The sequence below is a fragment of the Erythrobacter insulae genome, from assembly GCF_007004095.1.
GTDB lineage: Bacteria > Pseudomonadota > Alphaproteobacteria > Sphingomonadales > Sphingomonadaceae > Erythrobacter > Erythrobacter insulae.
Genome location: NZ_VHJK01000001.1, coordinates 1,014,952 through 1,029,921, shown reverse-complemented (window position 1 = coordinate 1,029,921; position 14,970 = coordinate 1,014,952). Strand labels below are relative to the sequence as shown.

The following is a 14,970-nucleotide window of genomic DNA, read 5'->3' as shown; positions in this document are numbered from 1 at the left end:
CAAGTTCGAAGCGGTGAAGCGTGCACCGATGAGAGGAAATCAATGATCAAAACCGACAGCGCGCCAATGCCTGCCCGACCGACTGCCGATCTATCGCGGCGCGGCCTGTTTGCGATTGCCGGAGCATCGGCTGCCATCGCGGCGACGCCCGCATCAGCGCGCACATTCGGCAGCGGTTTTACCCACGGCGTCGCGAGCGGAGAGCCGCAATCTGACAGCGTCCTGCTGTGGACGCGCTATGTCGGCGATGTGAACGGGGTCGAATGGCTCATTTCAAAGAACGCCGATCTCTCGCAGCCCGCGATGCGCGGTTATGCTCTGGTGAAGGCAGAGCGCGATTATTGTGTGAAGGCCAATGCCGTTGCAGCATTGGACCCGGACACCTGGTATTATTACCAATTCACCGCCCCCGATGGTACAAAATCCGATATTGGCCGCACCCGCACCTTGCCGGAAGGGCCAACCAGCCGTTTCAAAATGGCAGTCTTTTCCTGCTCCAATTTCGGGTTCGGCTATTTCAACGCCTATGCCCATGCCGCCGAAGCCAATGATTGCGATCTCGCGCTGCATCTGGGCGATTACATCTATGAATATGGCGCGGGCACCTATCCTTCACCCGCCCAGGCCCACGCGGACCGCGTGTTGGCACCGGAAAGCGAGATTGTGGCGCTGGCCGATTACCGGCTGCGTTATGCGACCTATCGCGCCGATCCCGATTTAAGACGCCTGCATCAGGTTATGCCGATGATCGCGATCTGGGATGATCACGAAAGCGCGAATGACAGCTGGAAAGACGGCGCGCAAAACCACCAGCCGGAAACCGAAGGCGAATGGTCCGTGCGCAAGGCGGCGGCAAAGCGCGCTTATCGCGAATGGATGCCGGTGTCCGATGAACCCTATGCCGCCTATGACATTGGTGATCTGGCAACCTTGTTCCGGCTCGACACGCGGTTGGAGGGGCGCGACGAGCAATTCTCTTTGGAAAAAGTGCTTGAGGGTCAGGAAACCCCCGCATCGATGGTCGCCGCGCTGGCCAAATTCCGTGACGGGGAATGGTCCGATCCCAAACGCCAATTGATGGGCGCAGCGCAGGAAGAATGGCTGGCCGATGGGCTGAAATCATCCAAAATGCGCGGGGCAACATGGCAGGTTCTGGTCCAGCAAGTGTTGATCGGCAAATTGTCTTCGCCCGCCGATCTGCTCGAATTGCTGGGTGATGGCGTGCCGCCCTTTATACGTGCCCGGCTGATGGCTTCTGCCATGGCCAGCAAAGCGGGCTTGCCGCTGAATATGGATGCGTGGGATGGTTACCCGGCCGCGCGCGACCGTGTGTTCGAAAGCGCTCTGGCCGCTGATGCCAACCTGCTGGTTCTGGCGGGGGACACCCATAATGGATGGGCGTTTGATTTGGGCCATGCCGGTGAAAAGGTGGGTGTGGAGCTGGGCGTGTGTTCGGTGAGCTCGCCCGGTTTCGAAACCTATCTGCCGGTTGCGCCGGATACAATGGCGGACCTTGTGGTGCGCGCCAATGATGAACTGAAATGGGCGGACACATCGCAGCGCGGCTATATGGCGGTTGAATTGACCCCGTCGCGGGCGACGACCGAATACCGGTTTATGGCAGCGACAAAAACACGCTCGACCAGCCTTGCGGGGACAAAGACCATTTCGACGCTGGCCGGATCGAATTCATTGAGCATGTGATCAAATGAGAGCGTGCGACTGATAAATCTCGGTTATCGCACGGTTTATCCCCGCCGAATCGAACGGACGTGACTCGACACGCAGGTCGATATGGAGGATCTTCATAACCGACTGTCCTGAAACGACGAAAGCCCGGCGGTAGGACGCCGAGCTTTCCGATCAGGAGAGCCTCGCAAAAACTGTTCTGGAAGCGCGAGGCTGGAATGACCTGAACACCGTCAGCGATATGCTGACACGGAAGTCCCGTCAAGCTTTCAGATCGGCCATGAAAAAGGAATCATACATGGCTTACCGTAAAGGGCGCGAACGCGCTCCAATGAGTGACGAGACTTACCGCTATGTTTGGGAGCGCCTGCAGGCAGGTGACCTCCAACAGGATATTGCTGCCGACTTAGGTATCAATTCAGGGCGTGTCTCTGAAATCAAAACAGGCCTTCGCGGCACCCATATCACGGGTATTAAGCGAGCGGCCTAAGCTCTTATGGGGCGGGCCGAAAAAACCCGCCCCATATTCAATCTCGGCTGAAAATCTCTTCGATTGGCAATTCGAACACTTCAGCGATTTTGAAAGCGAGCGGGAGCGAGGGGTCATAGCGCCCCTTTTCAATCGCGTTCACAGACTGGCGGCTGACTTCGAGCCGATCGGCGAGGTCTTGCTGGGACCAGTCGCGCATCGCGCGGAGCACTTTGAGGCGGTTGTTCATGCGCGCCACCTCACAATCGGTCCGGCAAATCCAAGCATCGCGAACCAGATCACGGCCACCCATTGAGGGCCGAATGCCAGCACATCATAGGTTTTGAGGAAACTCCACACCGTGGTTATCACCAAGGTGGCTCCGGTTGCGCCGATCACCTGCTTCACAAAAAGCATGCGCTGATATTCATCATCGCATTCGATCAGCAATCGGTAGATCGTCCAGAACACCCCGCAGACCGGAAGAGCGGTGATCAGCGCAAGGCCGATTGAGACCAACTCGGTCGGTTCGCTCGTGCGGTGGTACGTCAGGCCGCCGATCAGGATAACGACATAGGCGGACATGAAGAATGCGATCCGTTTGACATAACTCTTCATATAAGGGGCCATGCTCATCGTATCTCTCCAAACGTGCCGTATTTGATCTTGTTGAACACCCCGCCGATGCCGAGTCCGAAGCACCAGATGGTGGGCCACCAGAAAGCCGCGACAGGCTCGACCTGGCCGTAGGTTTCAAGAAAGCCCCAGACCGCGGCGAGCGTGAAGGAAATCGCGGTCGCGATCAGGCCCTGACGCACGAACAGCATCCGGTAAAATTCGTCCTTCTCCTCGACGATAAGACCACCGAAAATCCACACCACACCTGCGAAAGACAGGCCGGGCAGAAGCGCGAGGATCAACGCCAGCGGACCGATCAGCCCCTCATTGTCGATCCAGTGTTCGGCAAGGAAGAGCGTGACGAGATAGAACGCCATCACAATCGCCATCCGCCCCAGATAACGGTGCGATGCCGAGGGCGGTTTTTCGCGTTTACGGAAACTGGTCGCGATCGACGTTGTCACCAAAGCAACCGGCAGCAAGGTCAGGAGATAGGCAGGCTCGGTCTCGAATGCGCCCGACTTCCACAGGAACAGCACGCCGAGCGCGCTGAGGACGGACGATGCTGCAAGCGAGAGCGACAATTTGCCCGGGCTGAAAGAGCGCGCGGTCATGACAGGCATCCGCGCAAGCAGTTGGTGCCGGTATAAAGGTGACCGAATGCAGCTCCCGAAAGACCCGAGACGATGCCGTAAGACGCGGCATCGCTAAAACCAAGGCCGACCGAGAGAAGTGCGGCGGAAATGATAGTGCTGGCCCACAGCAGGGCTTTGGATTGTGTAGTCATTGGTCAGATCCTTTGGTGGAAACGCAAACTAGCGGCGCTCGATCAGCGCTTGATCAGCATTTGGCGGCGCGTTTTCTGAATTTCATGGTCGCCAGCGCCGCCCCGCAAAGCGCCATGGTCACAGTGAAGCTGGCGGTTTCGCCAATCCCGGCAGAGCGCATGACGAACGCGGTAACGATGATGAAGGCGGCCCAGATTAGAGCGATAATGATATTTTGCATGAGACAAGCTCCCTTTCACTTATGGAAAGCACACTTGTCATTGATTCGCGGTAATGTCAAGCGTGCTTTCCAAAGTGGCGCGGGTGCTTTCCGTTTCCATGCGCAGAGCGTGACAAGTCGCTCGCGCAGCCCTATCTGCGCTTTATGGCCAAACAGCTGACCACAACCGGCACCACGACAACCTCGGATTTCCGGGGGCGGTTGCAGCTGGGTTGACCCCCGCAAGCCGCCCCCTCCCGGTTTCGGGCGGCGCGGCGGCCTCTTGAAATCGGTAAATTGTGCAAACGCCGCTTCAAGCGCGCGCCTTGCTGTGCCAAAGGCCCAGAAGACAAGACGACGCGAAACGAGATTTGGATAGACGATGACCGAACTGCTCAAAATCAGCCTTCCCGATGGATCCGTGCGCGAAATGGAGCCGGGCAGCACTCCTGCCGATGTCGCTGCGGCGATTGGTCCCGGCCTTGCGAAAGCGGCTCTTGCAGCGCGGGTAAATGGTGAGGTCCGCGATCTTGGCCGTCCGTTCGAAGGCGATAGCGAACTCGCCTTGATTACGTCGAAAGACGAAGCAGACGCGCTGGAATTGGCGCGGCATGACTTTGCCCATGTCCTCGCCGAAGCGGTTCAGGCGCTGTATCCTGGCACGCAGATCACATTTGGTCCTGCGACGGATGACGGGTTTTATTATGACGTGATGGCGCCCGCCAGCCGTGAGCCCTTCAGCAGCGAAGATTTGCCCGATATCGAAGCGAAAATGCGCGAGATCATAAAAGCGGACAAACCGCTGCGCCGCGAAGCGTGGAGCCGTGAGAAGCTGATTGAGAAATGGGAATCCGAAGGCGAAGCGTTCAAGGCCGAATGGGCCAAAGAGCTGCCGGAGAATGAAGAGCTGACGGTTTACTGGTCGGGTGATGACTGGCTCGATATGTGCCGCGGCCCGCACCTGCCCAGCACCGGCAAGCTCGACCCGCAAGCCTTCAAGCTGATGCGGGTCGCAGGCGCTTATTGGCGCGGCGATCAGGCCAATGCGCAGCTGACGCGGATTTACGGCACCGGCTGGCTGAACAAGAAACAGCTTAATCAGCACCTGATGCGGCTGGAGGAAGCTGCCAAGCGTGACCACCGTAAACTGGGCCGCGAGATGGATCTGTTTCACCTCTCCGATGTCGCCCATGGCAGCGTGTTCTGGCACCCCAAGGGTTACCGCATCTGGCGCGAGCTTGAGAGCTATATGCGCCGCAAAATGGATGGCGGCGGCTACCGCGAGATCAAAACACCTCAGGTTATGGATGCGCGCCAGTGGGAGCAATCCGGCCACTGGGGCAAATACCGCGAAAACATGTTCGTGATCCCTGACGAAGTGCCCAATACCGAAGATGACGGCCCCGTAATCAGCGGCGAGGCCGACTGGATGGCATTGAAGCCGATGAACTGCCCTGCGCATGTTCTCGTCTTTAAACAGGGGATCACGTCTTACCGCGACTTGCCGATCCGCCTTGGCGAGATGGGCTGTTGTCACCGTAACGAGCCGCACGGCGCGCTGCATGGTTTGATGCGTGTGCGCCAGTTCACGCAGGATGACGCGCATATTTTCTGCACCGAAGATCAGGTGGTCGAGGAAGTCCGCAAGTTCTGCGAAATGGCCGATAGCGTCTATCAGGATTTCGGCTTCAAATACGAAATCAAGCTCGCCACGCGGCCAGAGCAACGCTTTGGTTCTGATGAGGACTGGGACAAGGCCGAGCAGGAATTGCGCGATGCTGTGGCAGAGGCTGGCATGGCGACGGAAGAGTTTGGCTGGGAAGAGCTACCGGGTGAAGGCGCGTTCTATGCGCCCAAGCTCGAATGGCATCTGACCGATGCAATCGGACGGACGTGGCAGGTTGGCACGATCCAGTCTGACCGCGTGCTGCCGGAACGCCTTGATGCGACTTTCATCGGCGAGGACGGCGGCAAGCATCGTCCGGTCATGCTGCACCGCGCGATCTTCGGATCGTATGAACGGTTTATCGGAATTCTGATCGAGCATTATGCGGGCCGTCTGCCTGTGTGGCTTTCACCGGTTCAGGCCGTCGTCGCGCCGATTGTGTCGGATATCGATGGCTATGCCGAAACAGTCGAAGCCAAACTCGCCGCAGCGGGCCTTCGCGTGAAAAGCGATCTGCGTAACGAGAAGATCAATTACAAAGTGCGCGAACACAGCCTGGCCAAGGTTCCGCATATCCTTGTGGTTGGCAAACGCGAAGAAGAAGAAGGCAAGGTTACGATGCGCACATTGGGCGAAAAGGATCAGCAGGTCCTGACGCTGGATGAAGCGGTAGCGATGCTTACCAAAGCGGCCACTCCGCCTGACCTGCGCGCATAGGCAGGTCTAGCGAGCGCATGGACATTCTGGCCAGTTACGGGTGGGCGCAGATTGCGGTTGCCGTGATCGCCACTTTTGCTTCTGCGTTTGTGCGGGGCATGGCGGGGTTCGGCATGGCGATCCTGCTGGTTCCGATCCTCGCGCTCGCTTTGACGCCGGTCGAAGCGGTTTTGATCATCAATTTCCTCGCGCTGTTTATCGGGCTGAGCGAACTGCGCATGTTTCTGAAATATGCAGAGAAATCGGCGTGGGTAATTGGCGGCTTGGTTTTGCTTACCACGGCACCCGGCCTGATGGTTCTGGCGGCTACACCGCCTGATTTGGCGCGGCTTCTGATTGCGCTTGTCGCGCTTTCGGCGTTCATTCTTATCCTGCTGCCGACGCGTGATGCGAAAATGCCCGGAACTGCGACAACCGTTTCGGCCGGTATTGTAAGCGGACTGCTTACTGGGTTTGCAGGCATGCCCGGCCCGCCGGTTGTTCCGTATTATGTAGGGCGCAGTATCGCCCGCGAAATCGCCAAGGCTTCGATGCTGGCGATCTTCACCATTGCCGCGTTTGCAGGGCTGGCTTCCGGTTATGCGATTGGCGCACTCGAATGGCGATTGCTGTGGCTGGCGGTGCTGTTGTTTCCGGCGGTGCTGATTGGCAACTGGCTGGGGGCCAAAATGTTCGGGAAAGTCAGCGAAACGGTCTGGCGCAGCTTTGTCGCGATTGTTCTCGCCGCAGCGGCCATAGCAGCCCTGATCAAGCTGATTGTGTAATTGCCGATCAAAGCGGGAGCGGTTGCCCCGCGAAAATAAGCGCGGCGCCGCAGCCCAGTACAATTATGCTGCGCATCATATCGAATTGGCGCGCGCGGGCTGTTTCAAATGCGGCTTGGCTGAGAGCGATTGCTTTGGTCATGCGCGCGATTGTCGCGGCAAAACTCTAACGCTGCGTTAAGATGCGGACACAGATGCCGGCATTTGCTGGCTGGCGCAGTGAAACCCGCCGCCGCCAGCCAGCACCGCATCTGCGGGCAGGCCAATCGTGCCGCGATCGGGGAAGAGCGCGGCGATTGCTGCGACGCCTTCGTCATCATGCGGCGAGCCGAAAGTCGGAACGACGATCAGATGCGTGGTGATTGCGAAATTCACATAGCTTGCAGGTTCGATTGTGCCATCCCGCTCGATCAAACCCGGAGACGGGATGCGCACTACATCCACACCGAAGTCGGCAGCGCGCTGAGCCGCGTCGGCATAAATTGCGGCGTTGGGATCATTGGGTCCTGCGGGCTCGGGCACGGCCAAACGGTTCACCCCGACAAAGCGCGCAAGATTATCGACATGGCCGTCTGTGTGATCGTTGATCAGCCCGTCCCCAAGCCACAAGATCCGGTCAAAGCCGAGTGCCCGCGAAAGCTCTGCTTCGATGGCCCCGCGTGTCATACCCGGATTGCGATTTGTGTTGAGCAGGCATTGCCCGGTTGTCGCGGCAAGTCCGGTTCCGTCACCGTCGACCGCGCCGCCTTCAAGGATCATCGGTGAACTTGTCACGGGCAGCCCGGCATCACGTGCCAATTCCGCGCCGATGGTCTGGTCGCCCGGCATCTCGTATTTCCCGCCCCAGCCATTGAAACCGAAACGGCGCGCTGCTCTTTGTCGGTTTTCCAGTACCACCAAAGGTCCGGTGTCCCTAAGCCAGACATCGCCGTAAACGCGCCGTTCCAAAGTCACTTTTGCGCTCACAAGCGAACGCGCCTGCGCCGCATTGGTGTCATCCCGAACCAGCAGGCGAACATCTTGCCCGCTGTCTGCAACCGCGCTCGCAAAATCTGCGATCTGCTTTTGCGCAGATTCAAGATAGCCGGGCCATTCCTCGGCCAGATGCGGAAAGCCGATCCACAGCCAGTCCTGAGGGGCCCATTCGGGCGGCATAAGGACGTTAGCCATCGACCGGCTCTCCGCTTCTCAATTGTTGCCGATTAACAGCCCGCTTCGGAGCTGGCGCAGCTTTCATCACGGGTGGCTTTGAATTCGTCACCTTCATTCCAATTCGGCCAGCTGGTGCTCATCGCCATGCTGCGGCCAATTCGGTAAAACAGCTGAAGATCGGCCATGACACCGGCCCAATCCCACTCTTCGTTGAATTCGTCTTTTGGCCCGTGATAGCGGTTTTCGGTGTAATCCGCCGCAACCGCTGCACCGGCCTCTGTGCCGCCGTCGATCAAGTCTTCGCCGCCATCAATGTACAGCATCGGAACGCCTTGCTTGGCAAAGGCGAAGTGGTCGCTGCGATAGTAGTATCCGGCCTCGGGCTTTGGATTGGGGGTGGCCACGCGGTCATCCGCTTCAAGCGCGGCATTCATGAACGCATCAAGCTGTGATTTGCCCGGACCAACCACGGTCACGTCCTTTGCTGGACCGGCGACCTGGAACGCATCCATGTTTATCCCGCCCACAGTCTGATCAAGCGGGAAGACCGGATTCGAAGCGTAATAATACGCGCCGAGCAGACCCGATTCTTCAGCTGTCACAGCAAGGAATACGAGGCTGCGCCGAGCTGGTCCTGCTTTGGCGTGTGCCTCGGCAAGAGCAACGAGCGCCGCGGTGCCGGTCGCGTTGTCGACCGCGCCATTGCAGATATCATCGCCATCAGGCGCAGGTGTACAGCGGCCAAGGTGATCCCAGTGCGCGGTGTGCAGCACATATTCCTCTGGTGCTTCACTTCCCGGCAGCACGCCGATTACGTTTTGCGATTCAAACGTACGGATATCATTTTCGAAGCTGGTCGAAGCATTCATGCCCAGCTCAACCGCTTCAAATTCTGCGGTCTTCGCTGCCGCAGTTAGCGCATCGAGATCCTGCCCCGCAGCGGCAAGCACTTCGCGTGCCACTTCTTTTTGGACCCAACCGTTCATGGTGGTGAAGGTTGGCGCATTCTCGCCGCGTTGCGGATAGGCTTGTGGGCCCTGCCAGCTCGACTCGACCACGTTCCAGCCGTAGCTGGCCGGTTCTGTATCGTGAACGATCAGAACGCCGGCCGCACCCTGGCGCGCGGCCTCTTCGTATTTGTAGGTCCAGCGGCCATAAAATGTCATCGCCTTGCCGTTGAATGTGCCTTCGAGGCCGTCTGTTTCCCAATCGGGATCATTGACCAAAACGATGACCGTCTTGCCCGTCACATCGACGCCTTCGTAGTCATTCCAATCGCGTTCCGGCGCGTTAATGCCATAACCGACAAAGACCATTTCGCTGTTGGCAAGCTGTGTCTGCGCGTCTTCGCGGTACGTCACACCGACCCATTCGCTGCCAAAATCATAGACAAGGTCTGTTTCGCCATTGGTTATGGTGAGCGGGGCAAAGTTCTTCCCTGTGATTTCGACCAGTGGGACTTTCTGAACCCAGCTATCGCCATTGCCCGGTTTAAGCCCGGCAGCCTCGAAACGCTCGGTCAACAGCGCGACCGTTTTTTCCTCGCCAGCGGTGCCCGGCATCCGGCCTTCAAACTCGTCGCTTGAAAGGGTCCGCGTCACGTCGATCATTGTGGCTTCGGAAAGGTCGCCCGCTTCAACGTCCGGAATATCGAGATTAGGCGCTGTCACGCCGCCCGTCATCATTCCGTCGCACGCCGCCAGCGCCAGCGCGCCTGCGACAAGGCCGGTAAGGCCGCTCCAGCGTTTCATCATCGGGTCTTTCCTCTCGTCTGAAATCATCAGCGCCTCTCTTGCAGAGCAATCGAGGCACTGCAAGAGAGGGCGGTATGAGCATAAGCGATCAGCCGGAGTGGAATGATGCCTTAGGGCGGGCAAGGGCCCACGCTCCGTTTCTGGCACGTGCACTGGAAAAACAACCCGAGCTTAATGCCTTGCTGGCCAATGGCGATGCGGCGGCGGCCTTTGATTGGGCGCGCAACCGGGGCGATGCCGAGGACATCGGTATCGGTTTGCGTCAGGAACGGCTGGCGCTGGCGACCATGTTGGCCGTTGGCGATCTGGCCGGTGCATTTCCCCTCAACACAGTTATCGGTGAGCTAAGCGACTTTGCCGATCGCGCTTTGGACCGCGCCATTCGCGCGTCAATCGAAGAACGCCTAGGGATTGGCGAGCCAACAGGCTTTATGGCTCTGGCGCTTGGCAAGCAGGGTTCGCGTGAGCTCAATTACTCATCTGATATCGACCCGATACTGCTTTATGATCCGGCGACTTTGCGCCGCCGCGACAATGATGACCCCGGTGATGCGGCTCAGCGATATGCGCGCCGGATTGTCAAATTGTTGAGCGAGAATACCGCGCACGGATATGTCTTAAGGGTTGATCTGAGGCTGCGCCCTGCCAGCGAGATCAGCCCGATGGCTGTTCCTGCCGCTTCGGCTCAGGCGCATTATCAAGGCGCGGCTCTGGCATGGGAGCGCGCTGCGTTTATCCGTGCGCGGGCGGCGGCGGGAGATATCGCAGCGGGAAACCGGTTTCTCGAAGCGATCCGGCCTTTTGTCTGGCGCAGCACGCTCGATTTTGGCGCAATTGAGGAAATCCGCGCACTCACCCTGCGGATCCGCGAAAGCTATGACGGACCAGTGCGACCGGGCCCCGGCTTTGATGTGAAGCGCGGACGCGGCGGGATACGGGAGATCGAATTTTTCGCCCAGACGCATCAGCTCATCCATGGAGGCCGTGATCCCAGCCTGCGGGTGAGGGGCACCCGCGAGGCGCTCGACGCTTTGGCTGCAGCCGGACGGATTGATTCCGAACATGCTCTGGTGCTGGGTGATGGGTATGACCGCTTGCGCACCATTGAACACCGTTTGCAGATGGTGAACGATCGCCAGACCCATTCGCTGCCAGAGGGCGATGCGCTGGATAATGTCGCGCAGCTGGATGGGATGCACGGCGGCGCGGAATTGGTGGAGGAATTGACAGACCTGTCGGATCGAACCGGACGCATTTACGAAGAATTGATCGGGCAGGCCGCTCCGATGAAGGCTCCGGTCCCTGCCAAAAGCGAGCTGGCCAGCCAGCTAGACGCGCAAGGCTTTGCTGATCCGGAGGCTCTGGCTGAGCGATTGAACACGTGGCGCGATGGCTGCTTTGCCTCGATCCGGTCGCCTGCGGCTTTGGAAGCGTTTGACCGGCTAATGCCCAAATTGCTGGACGCGATGGCGCAAAGTGATGATCCCGAACGCGCGATTACCCGTTGGGAAGGAATATTGGAGCGCGCAGCATCCGCGGTAACACTTTTTCGCCTGCTGGCCGCAGAACCGGATGTCCTGAGGCGGCTGGTTGCGACACTTACGCTGACCAGAACGCTGTCAGACGAGCTCGCACGGCGGCCTGATCTGCTTGATACGCTGCTCGATAGAAGCGCGCTCGAATTGCCCGGTTCGGTTGAGACAATCGTCGCCCGCATCGAACAGGCTGCTGCGCGCGGCGATTATGAAGCGCTGCTGGATGCTATCCGCTCCGTCACCGGAGACATCCGGTTTGCGCTGGGAGTGCAATTGATCGAAGGGCTGACCGACCCGCTCGATATTGCAAAAGCGTTGTCGCGCACTGCGGAGGCGGGTTTGCGGATCGCGATCCGCGAAACAGAGGCGGAATTTGCCCGTGCCCATGGCCGTATCAAAGGCGGTGAACTGCTGGTGCTTGGCCTTGGCCGGTTTGGCGGAGGGGCGCTGACACATGCGTCAGACCTCGACATCGTATATCTGTTTACCGCGGATTATGCGGCCCAGTCTGATGGCCCGCGGCCATTGGGCGCGACCCAGTATTTCAATCGCCTCGCGAGCCGCGTGACTGCGGCTTTATCCGTGCCCACTGCACAAGGCGCGCTGTATGAAGTGGACACTAGGCTAAGACCGCAAGGCGCGCAGGGGCCGCTGGCGGTGAGCTGCGAGGCGTTTGCCAAATACCAACGCGAAACCGCGTGGACATGGGAGCATATGGCACTCGCACGGGCGCGGGTGTTGACCGGATCGGACGAAGCGAAAGCCGATCTTGAAGAGCTTCTGGAAGAGGTGCTGCAAAGCAAGCGCAATCACGCAGAGCTGCACGAAGCGGTCCGTTCGATGCGCGCCGAAATGGCGAAGCATAAGCAACCCAAGGGTGTGCTCGATGTGAAATTGCAGCGCGGCGGTTTGGTCGATCTCGAATTTGCGGTCCATTACTTGCAATTGAAAGGCAGGATGCCGGACGGCTCGATTCTGGTCGATCGGCATCCCGAGGCGTTTGACCCTGATTTGGGCACCGCAGTAAAAGCGTTGATCGCCGCCGATCTCCTGCCGGAAGAAATCGCCCCGGCGTATGATTTGATGACACGTATGCTCGTGGCCGGGCGGTTGCTTGCCCCGGATAGCGCCGCACCGCCCGCCAGCGCAGCGCAAGCTCTTGCGAGAGCCTGCGGCGTGGACAGTTATGATGCGCTCTTGCGCGAATTGGACGAAGCGCGGCACGACGTTGCCAAAATGTGGAACGCGATCTTCGGTGAAACGCTATCCCTTACAACGGTACAATAGATGAATTGGAGTGAACCATGAGTGATTTCCCCGCAGCCGGCGATGCGGTGCCCGATATCGAAATGGGCACACCCGATGGCGGCACAGTCAAACCGTCCGATTTCAAAGGCAAAAAGCTGGTCGTCTTTTTCTACCCTAAAGACAATACGCCCGGCTGCACCACAGAGGCCAAGGATTTCACCGCGCTCAAAAGCGCATTCGAAGCAACCGGGACCGAGCTGCTTGGCGTGAGCAAAGACAGCGCCAAGAAGCATCAGAACTTTATTGCCAAACACGATCTGACCACGCCGCTGGCGACTGACGCAGAAGAAGGCGGACTGTCTGATGCGCTCGGTATCTGGACTGAAAAACAGATGTACGGAAAAACCTATATGGGGATGGTTCGTTCGACGTATCTGGTGGATGCCGATGGCAAGATCGCGCAGGTTTGGGACAAGGTGAAGGTAAAGGGCCACGCAGAAGATGTGCTGACCGCGGCAAAAGCGCTCTGATCCGAAGCCCGTGCAAAGTCTTACATCCGCCATCGAAGCTGCGCTGAATACAGCCGATCCGCGCGCCAAGTGTTTTGCGACGCGTGACGTCGCGCGGCGTTGGCGAAGGGACGAGCTGGCGTGGCAGTTTGACGTCACAATGCCAGACCATCCTGCGCGGCCCGAAGCGCCGGAGCTGCTGCCACCCACCCAGATGCCCAGACGCGGCAAGTTCGGATCTGCCAGAGCGCAGATCGCCCTTTGGCATAGCCTTGCGCATATCGAATTCGTCGCGATTGACCTTGCCTTGGATATGGCGGGCCGGTTCGGCGCGGAGATGGGCGAGGAATTTGTTGCCGACTTTTTATATGTGGCCGCAGATGAAGCGATGCATTTTGCACTGCTGGATCGCAAGCTGCGCAGCATGGGAAGCCATTACGGCGCGCTGCCAGCGCATGGCGGTTTATGGGAAGCGGCGCACACAACGCGGCACGATGTCACAGCGCGGCTAGCAATCGTTCCGATGGTGCTGGAGGCGCGCGGGCTTGATGTCACGCCTGCAACGCTGGAACGGGTGAAAGCGGCCGGCGATGACAACGGCGTAAAAATCCTTACCCGCATTCTTGACGACGAAATTCGCCATGTCGGATTTGGGACCAAGCATTTTTTGCGATGCGCCGCAAAGCAAGGAAAACCGCCAGAATCACTGTGGAAAACACTGGTCCAGCGTTACTTCAAAGGCTCCGTTAAGCCGCCATTCAACGACTCAGCCCGTCTTGCAGCCGGTTTGTCGCGCGAATTCTACGCGGAAGTTGCGCTTTAAGATTTCGGCCCGATAACTCTGATCTTACAAGTTGTGACAGGCTGTTTTGCCCATCTCGACAAGCGCCAGCCGGCTCAACGCAGCAATGAAGACTGCAATCGGATGGGGTTCCAATTCTTGAAAGTGCGCTGATGAAGCGCGCAGGCGATACCGCCGAAAAGTAAGGACCGGGTCAGTATGAATACGCTTTTCAAGCGTTCTATCTCCAAGGTTGCGGCAGGCGTATTCGCTGCCGCTTCTCTTATCGCCGCTGCTCCGGCCGCTGCAAATACCTCAGCCAACGCCGCCAGCAATGCGAGCTCAGCTGCTGATATCACCCAGACAATCGATGAAGGCAAAGCCGAGGGTCTGGCGTCGGGCGATCCGCGTTTCCGCCAACTGTTCGCAAGCTGGACCGCTCTTGATCGGGCCGGACCAGGCTCACCTGTAACCGAGCAGCCGGTTGTATCTGTTCCTTCGCGCATGCCACTGGCTGGCGCGAAGCTGACCAGCGGATACGGCATGCGCAACCACCCGGTTCTGCGTCGCCGCGCCCGTCATAAAGGTGTCGATCTGGCCGCGCCCACCGGCACCCCGGTTTACGCTACCGCCGACGGTATCATTGAACGGGCCGACTGGTTCTCAAGCTACGGGCTTTATATCAGCATCGATCATGGTTCTGATCTTGAAACGCGCTATGCGCACATGTCCAAACTCGCAGTGGCCGCTGGTGATACCGTGCGTAAGGGCGACGTGATCGGCTATGTCGGCTCAACTGGCCGCTCGACCGGCCCCCACCTCCATTACGAAGTCCGCCTTGATGGGGTTGCAGTCAATCCAATTCCCTATATGGTAGAAACCGAAGCGCAGGTCGCTCTGTCTGATGACACGCAGTTGACCGGCCGCGGCGGCCAGTAAGCCGCTAAGAAATTGCCCGCCACAGAGCGGGCCGGACATTGGAGAGGATGTCCGAGTATGGGCGGCGGGTTTACCCGCCGCCTTTTTTGTGTGCCGCGGCCTCGGCACTCTTTTTCCGATTTCACTTGAGTGGTGCCTTTCC

General features: G+C 58.8%; 16 protein-coding genes. 8 read left to right on the top strand and 8 right to left on the bottom strand.

Going from position 1 to position 14,970, the window contains the following annotated elements; translation table 11 throughout:
- Nucleotides 1–42: 42 nt before the first annotated feature.
- On the top strand, nucleotides 43–1,704 hold the full coding sequence (locus tag FGU71_RS04880) for an alkaline phosphatase D family protein (RefSeq protein ID WP_142787515.1): 1,662 nt from the start codon (nucleotides 43–45) through the stop codon (nucleotides 1,702–1,704).
- A gap of 283 nt (nucleotides 1,705–1,987) precedes the next feature.
- Nucleotides 1,988–2,179 (top strand): hypothetical protein, encoded by a 192-nt coding sequence (locus FGU71_RS04875; protein WP_142787514.1) that lies wholly within the window; start codon nucleotides 1,988–1,990, stop codon nucleotides 2,177–2,179.
- Between the two features lie 37 nt (nucleotides 2,180–2,216).
- Here FGU71_RS04875 and FGU71_RS04870 read toward each other — a convergent pair whose 3' ends face one another.
- Genes FGU71_RS04870 through FGU71_RS14060 form a run of 5 tightly spaced genes read right to left on the bottom strand, consistent with a single transcriptional unit; the run spans nucleotide 2,217 to nucleotide 3,784 of the window.
- Nucleotides 2,217–2,408, bottom strand: a complete 192-nt coding sequence (locus FGU71_RS04870) for a helix-turn-helix transcriptional regulator (RefSeq protein ID WP_142787513.1) — start codon at nucleotides 2,406–2,408, stop codon at nucleotides 2,217–2,219.
- Nucleotides 2,405–2,794: a hypothetical protein gene (locus FGU71_RS04865; RefSeq protein WP_142787512.1), complete on the bottom strand. Its 390-nt coding sequence runs from the start codon at nucleotides 2,792–2,794 to the stop codon at nucleotides 2,405–2,407. Before FGU71_RS04865 ends, FGU71_RS04870 begins: the two co-directional genes overlap by 4 nt.
- A complete protein-coding gene (locus FGU71_RS04860) occupies nucleotides 2,791–3,390 on the bottom strand; it encodes a hypothetical protein (RefSeq protein ID WP_142787511.1) in 600 nt (199 codons plus the stop codon). Before FGU71_RS04860 ends, FGU71_RS04865 begins: the two co-directional genes overlap by 4 nt.
- Entirely contained in the window at nucleotides 3,387–3,563 is a 177-nt protein-coding gene (locus tag FGU71_RS14065) for a hypothetical protein (protein ID WP_185960197.1), read from the bottom strand. The genes FGU71_RS04860 and FGU71_RS14065 overlap by 4 nt, the downstream gene beginning before the upstream one ends.
- A gap of 53 nt (nucleotides 3,564–3,616) precedes the next feature.
- The gene (locus tag FGU71_RS14060; protein ID WP_185960196.1) at nucleotides 3,617–3,784 is read right to left on the bottom strand and encodes a hypothetical protein; all 168 of its coding nucleotides are present in this window, start codon (nucleotides 3,782–3,784) and stop codon (nucleotides 3,617–3,619) included.
- 361 nt (nucleotides 3,785–4,145) lie between these two features.
- Here FGU71_RS14060 and thrS point away from each other — a divergent pair, with 361 nt between their 5' ends.
- Nucleotides 4,146–6,146 (top strand): threonine--tRNA ligase, encoded by a 2,001-nt coding sequence (gene thrS, locus FGU71_RS04855; RefSeq protein WP_142787510.1) that lies wholly within the window; start codon nucleotides 4,146–4,148, stop codon nucleotides 6,144–6,146.
- Between the two features lie 17 nt (nucleotides 6,147–6,163).
- The gene (locus FGU71_RS04850; protein WP_142787509.1) at nucleotides 6,164–6,910 is read left to right on the top strand and encodes a sulfite exporter TauE/SafE family protein; all 747 of its coding nucleotides are present in this window, start codon (nucleotides 6,164–6,166) and stop codon (nucleotides 6,908–6,910) included.
- 7 nt (nucleotides 6,911–6,917) lie between these two features.
- Here the strand turns inward: FGU71_RS04850 and FGU71_RS14270 are convergent, their stop codons facing one another.
- From FGU71_RS14270 to FGU71_RS04840, 3 genes are read right to left on the bottom strand one after another with little or no spacing between them, the layout of a single operon-like run.
- Nucleotides 6,918–7,052 carry a hypothetical protein gene (locus tag FGU71_RS14270; RefSeq protein WP_267901806.1) on the bottom strand — a complete coding sequence of 45 codons (135 nt, stop codon included), beginning with the start codon at nucleotides 7,050–7,052 and terminating at the stop codon, nucleotides 6,918–6,920.
- A 35-nt stretch (nucleotides 7,053–7,087) separates the two neighbouring features.
- Entirely contained in the window at nucleotides 7,088–8,080 is a 993-nt protein-coding gene (locus tag FGU71_RS04845; RefSeq protein WP_234035644.1) for an agmatine deiminase family protein, read from the bottom strand.
- Nucleotides 8,081–8,112: 32 nt separating this feature from the next.
- Nucleotides 8,113–9,843 carry a M28 family metallopeptidase gene (locus FGU71_RS04840; protein ID WP_407644396.1) on the bottom strand — a complete coding sequence of 577 codons (1,731 nt, stop codon included), beginning with the start codon at nucleotides 9,841–9,843 and terminating at the stop codon, nucleotides 8,113–8,115.
- 47 nt (nucleotides 9,844–9,890) lie between these two features.
- Here FGU71_RS04840 and glnE point away from each other — a divergent pair, with 47 nt between their 5' ends.
- The 4 genes from glnE to FGU71_RS04820 all read left to right on the top strand — a co-directional run bounded on the left by glnE (nucleotide 9,891) and on the right by FGU71_RS04820 (nucleotide 14,828).
- Nucleotides 9,891–12,638, top strand: coding sequence for a bifunctional [glutamate--ammonia ligase]-adenylyl-L-tyrosine phosphorylase/[glutamate--ammonia-ligase] adenylyltransferase (glnE, locus tag FGU71_RS04835; RefSeq protein WP_142787508.1), 2,748 nt, complete (start codon nucleotides 9,891–9,893; stop codon nucleotides 12,636–12,638).
- Nucleotides 12,639–12,655: 17 nt separating this feature from the next.
- The gene (locus tag FGU71_RS04830; RefSeq protein WP_142787507.1) at nucleotides 12,656–13,129 is read left to right on the top strand and encodes a peroxiredoxin; all 474 of its coding nucleotides are present in this window, start codon (nucleotides 12,656–12,658) and stop codon (nucleotides 13,127–13,129) included.
- 10 nt (nucleotides 13,130–13,139) lie between these two features.
- On the top strand, nucleotides 13,140–13,931 hold the full coding sequence (locus FGU71_RS04825) for a ferritin-like domain-containing protein (protein WP_142787506.1): 792 nt from the start codon (nucleotides 13,140–13,142) through the stop codon (nucleotides 13,929–13,931).
- Between the two features lie 177 nt (nucleotides 13,932–14,108).
- On the top strand, nucleotides 14,109–14,828 hold the full coding sequence (locus tag FGU71_RS04820; RefSeq protein WP_142787505.1) for a M23 family metallopeptidase: 720 nt from the start codon (nucleotides 14,109–14,111) through the stop codon (nucleotides 14,826–14,828).
- Nucleotides 14,829–14,970: the final 142 nt, after the last annotated feature.

Coding starts and splice junctions, on each gene's coding strand:
- FGU71_RS04865 (WP_142787512.1), bottom strand. CDS start 2,794: ATGAGCATGGCCCCTTATATGAAGAGTTATGTCAAACGGATCGCATTC.
- FGU71_RS04820 (WP_142787505.1), top strand. CDS start 14,109: ATGAATACGCTTTTCAAGCGTTCTATCTCCAAGGTTGCGGCAGGCGTA.
- FGU71_RS04845 (WP_234035644.1), bottom strand. CDS start 8,080: ATGGCTAACGTCCTTATGCCGCCCGAATGGGCCCCTCAGGACTGGCTG.
- glnE (WP_142787508.1), top strand. CDS start 9,891: ATGAGCATAAGCGATCAGCCGGAGTGGAATGATGCCTTAGGGCGGGCA.
- FGU71_RS04830 (WP_142787507.1), top strand. CDS start 12,656: ATGAGTGATTTCCCCGCAGCCGGCGATGCGGTGCCCGATATCGAAATG.
- FGU71_RS04840 (WP_407644396.1), bottom strand. CDS start 9,843: ATGATTTCAGACGAGAGGAAAGACCCGATGATGAAACGCTGGAGCGGC.
- FGU71_RS04880 (WP_142787515.1), top strand. CDS start 43: ATGATCAAAACCGACAGCGCGCCAATGCCTGCCCGACCGACTGCCGAT.
- FGU71_RS04850 (WP_142787509.1), top strand. CDS start 6,164: ATGGACATTCTGGCCAGTTACGGGTGGGCGCAGATTGCGGTTGCCGTG.
- FGU71_RS14270 (WP_267901806.1), bottom strand. CDS start 7,052: ATGACCAAAGCAATCGCTCTCAGCCAAGCCGCATTTGAAACAGCCCGC.
- FGU71_RS04860 (WP_142787511.1), bottom strand. CDS start 3,390: ATGACCGCGCGCTCTTTCAGCCCGGGCAAATTGTCGCTCTCGCTTGCA.
- FGU71_RS04875 (WP_142787514.1), top strand. CDS start 1,988: ATGGCTTACCGTAAAGGGCGCGAACGCGCTCCAATGAGTGACGAGACT.
- thrS (WP_142787510.1), top strand. CDS start 4,146: ATGACCGAACTGCTCAAAATCAGCCTTCCCGATGGATCCGTGCGCGAA.
- FGU71_RS14065 (WP_185960197.1), bottom strand. CDS start 3,563: ATGACTACACAATCCAAAGCCCTGCTGTGGGCCAGCACTATCATTTCC.
- FGU71_RS04870 (WP_142787513.1), bottom strand. CDS start 2,408: ATGAACAACCGCCTCAAAGTGCTCCGCGCGATGCGCGACTGGTCCCAG.
- FGU71_RS14060 (WP_185960196.1), bottom strand. CDS start 3,784: ATGCAAAATATCATTATCGCTCTAATCTGGGCCGCCTTCATCATCGTT.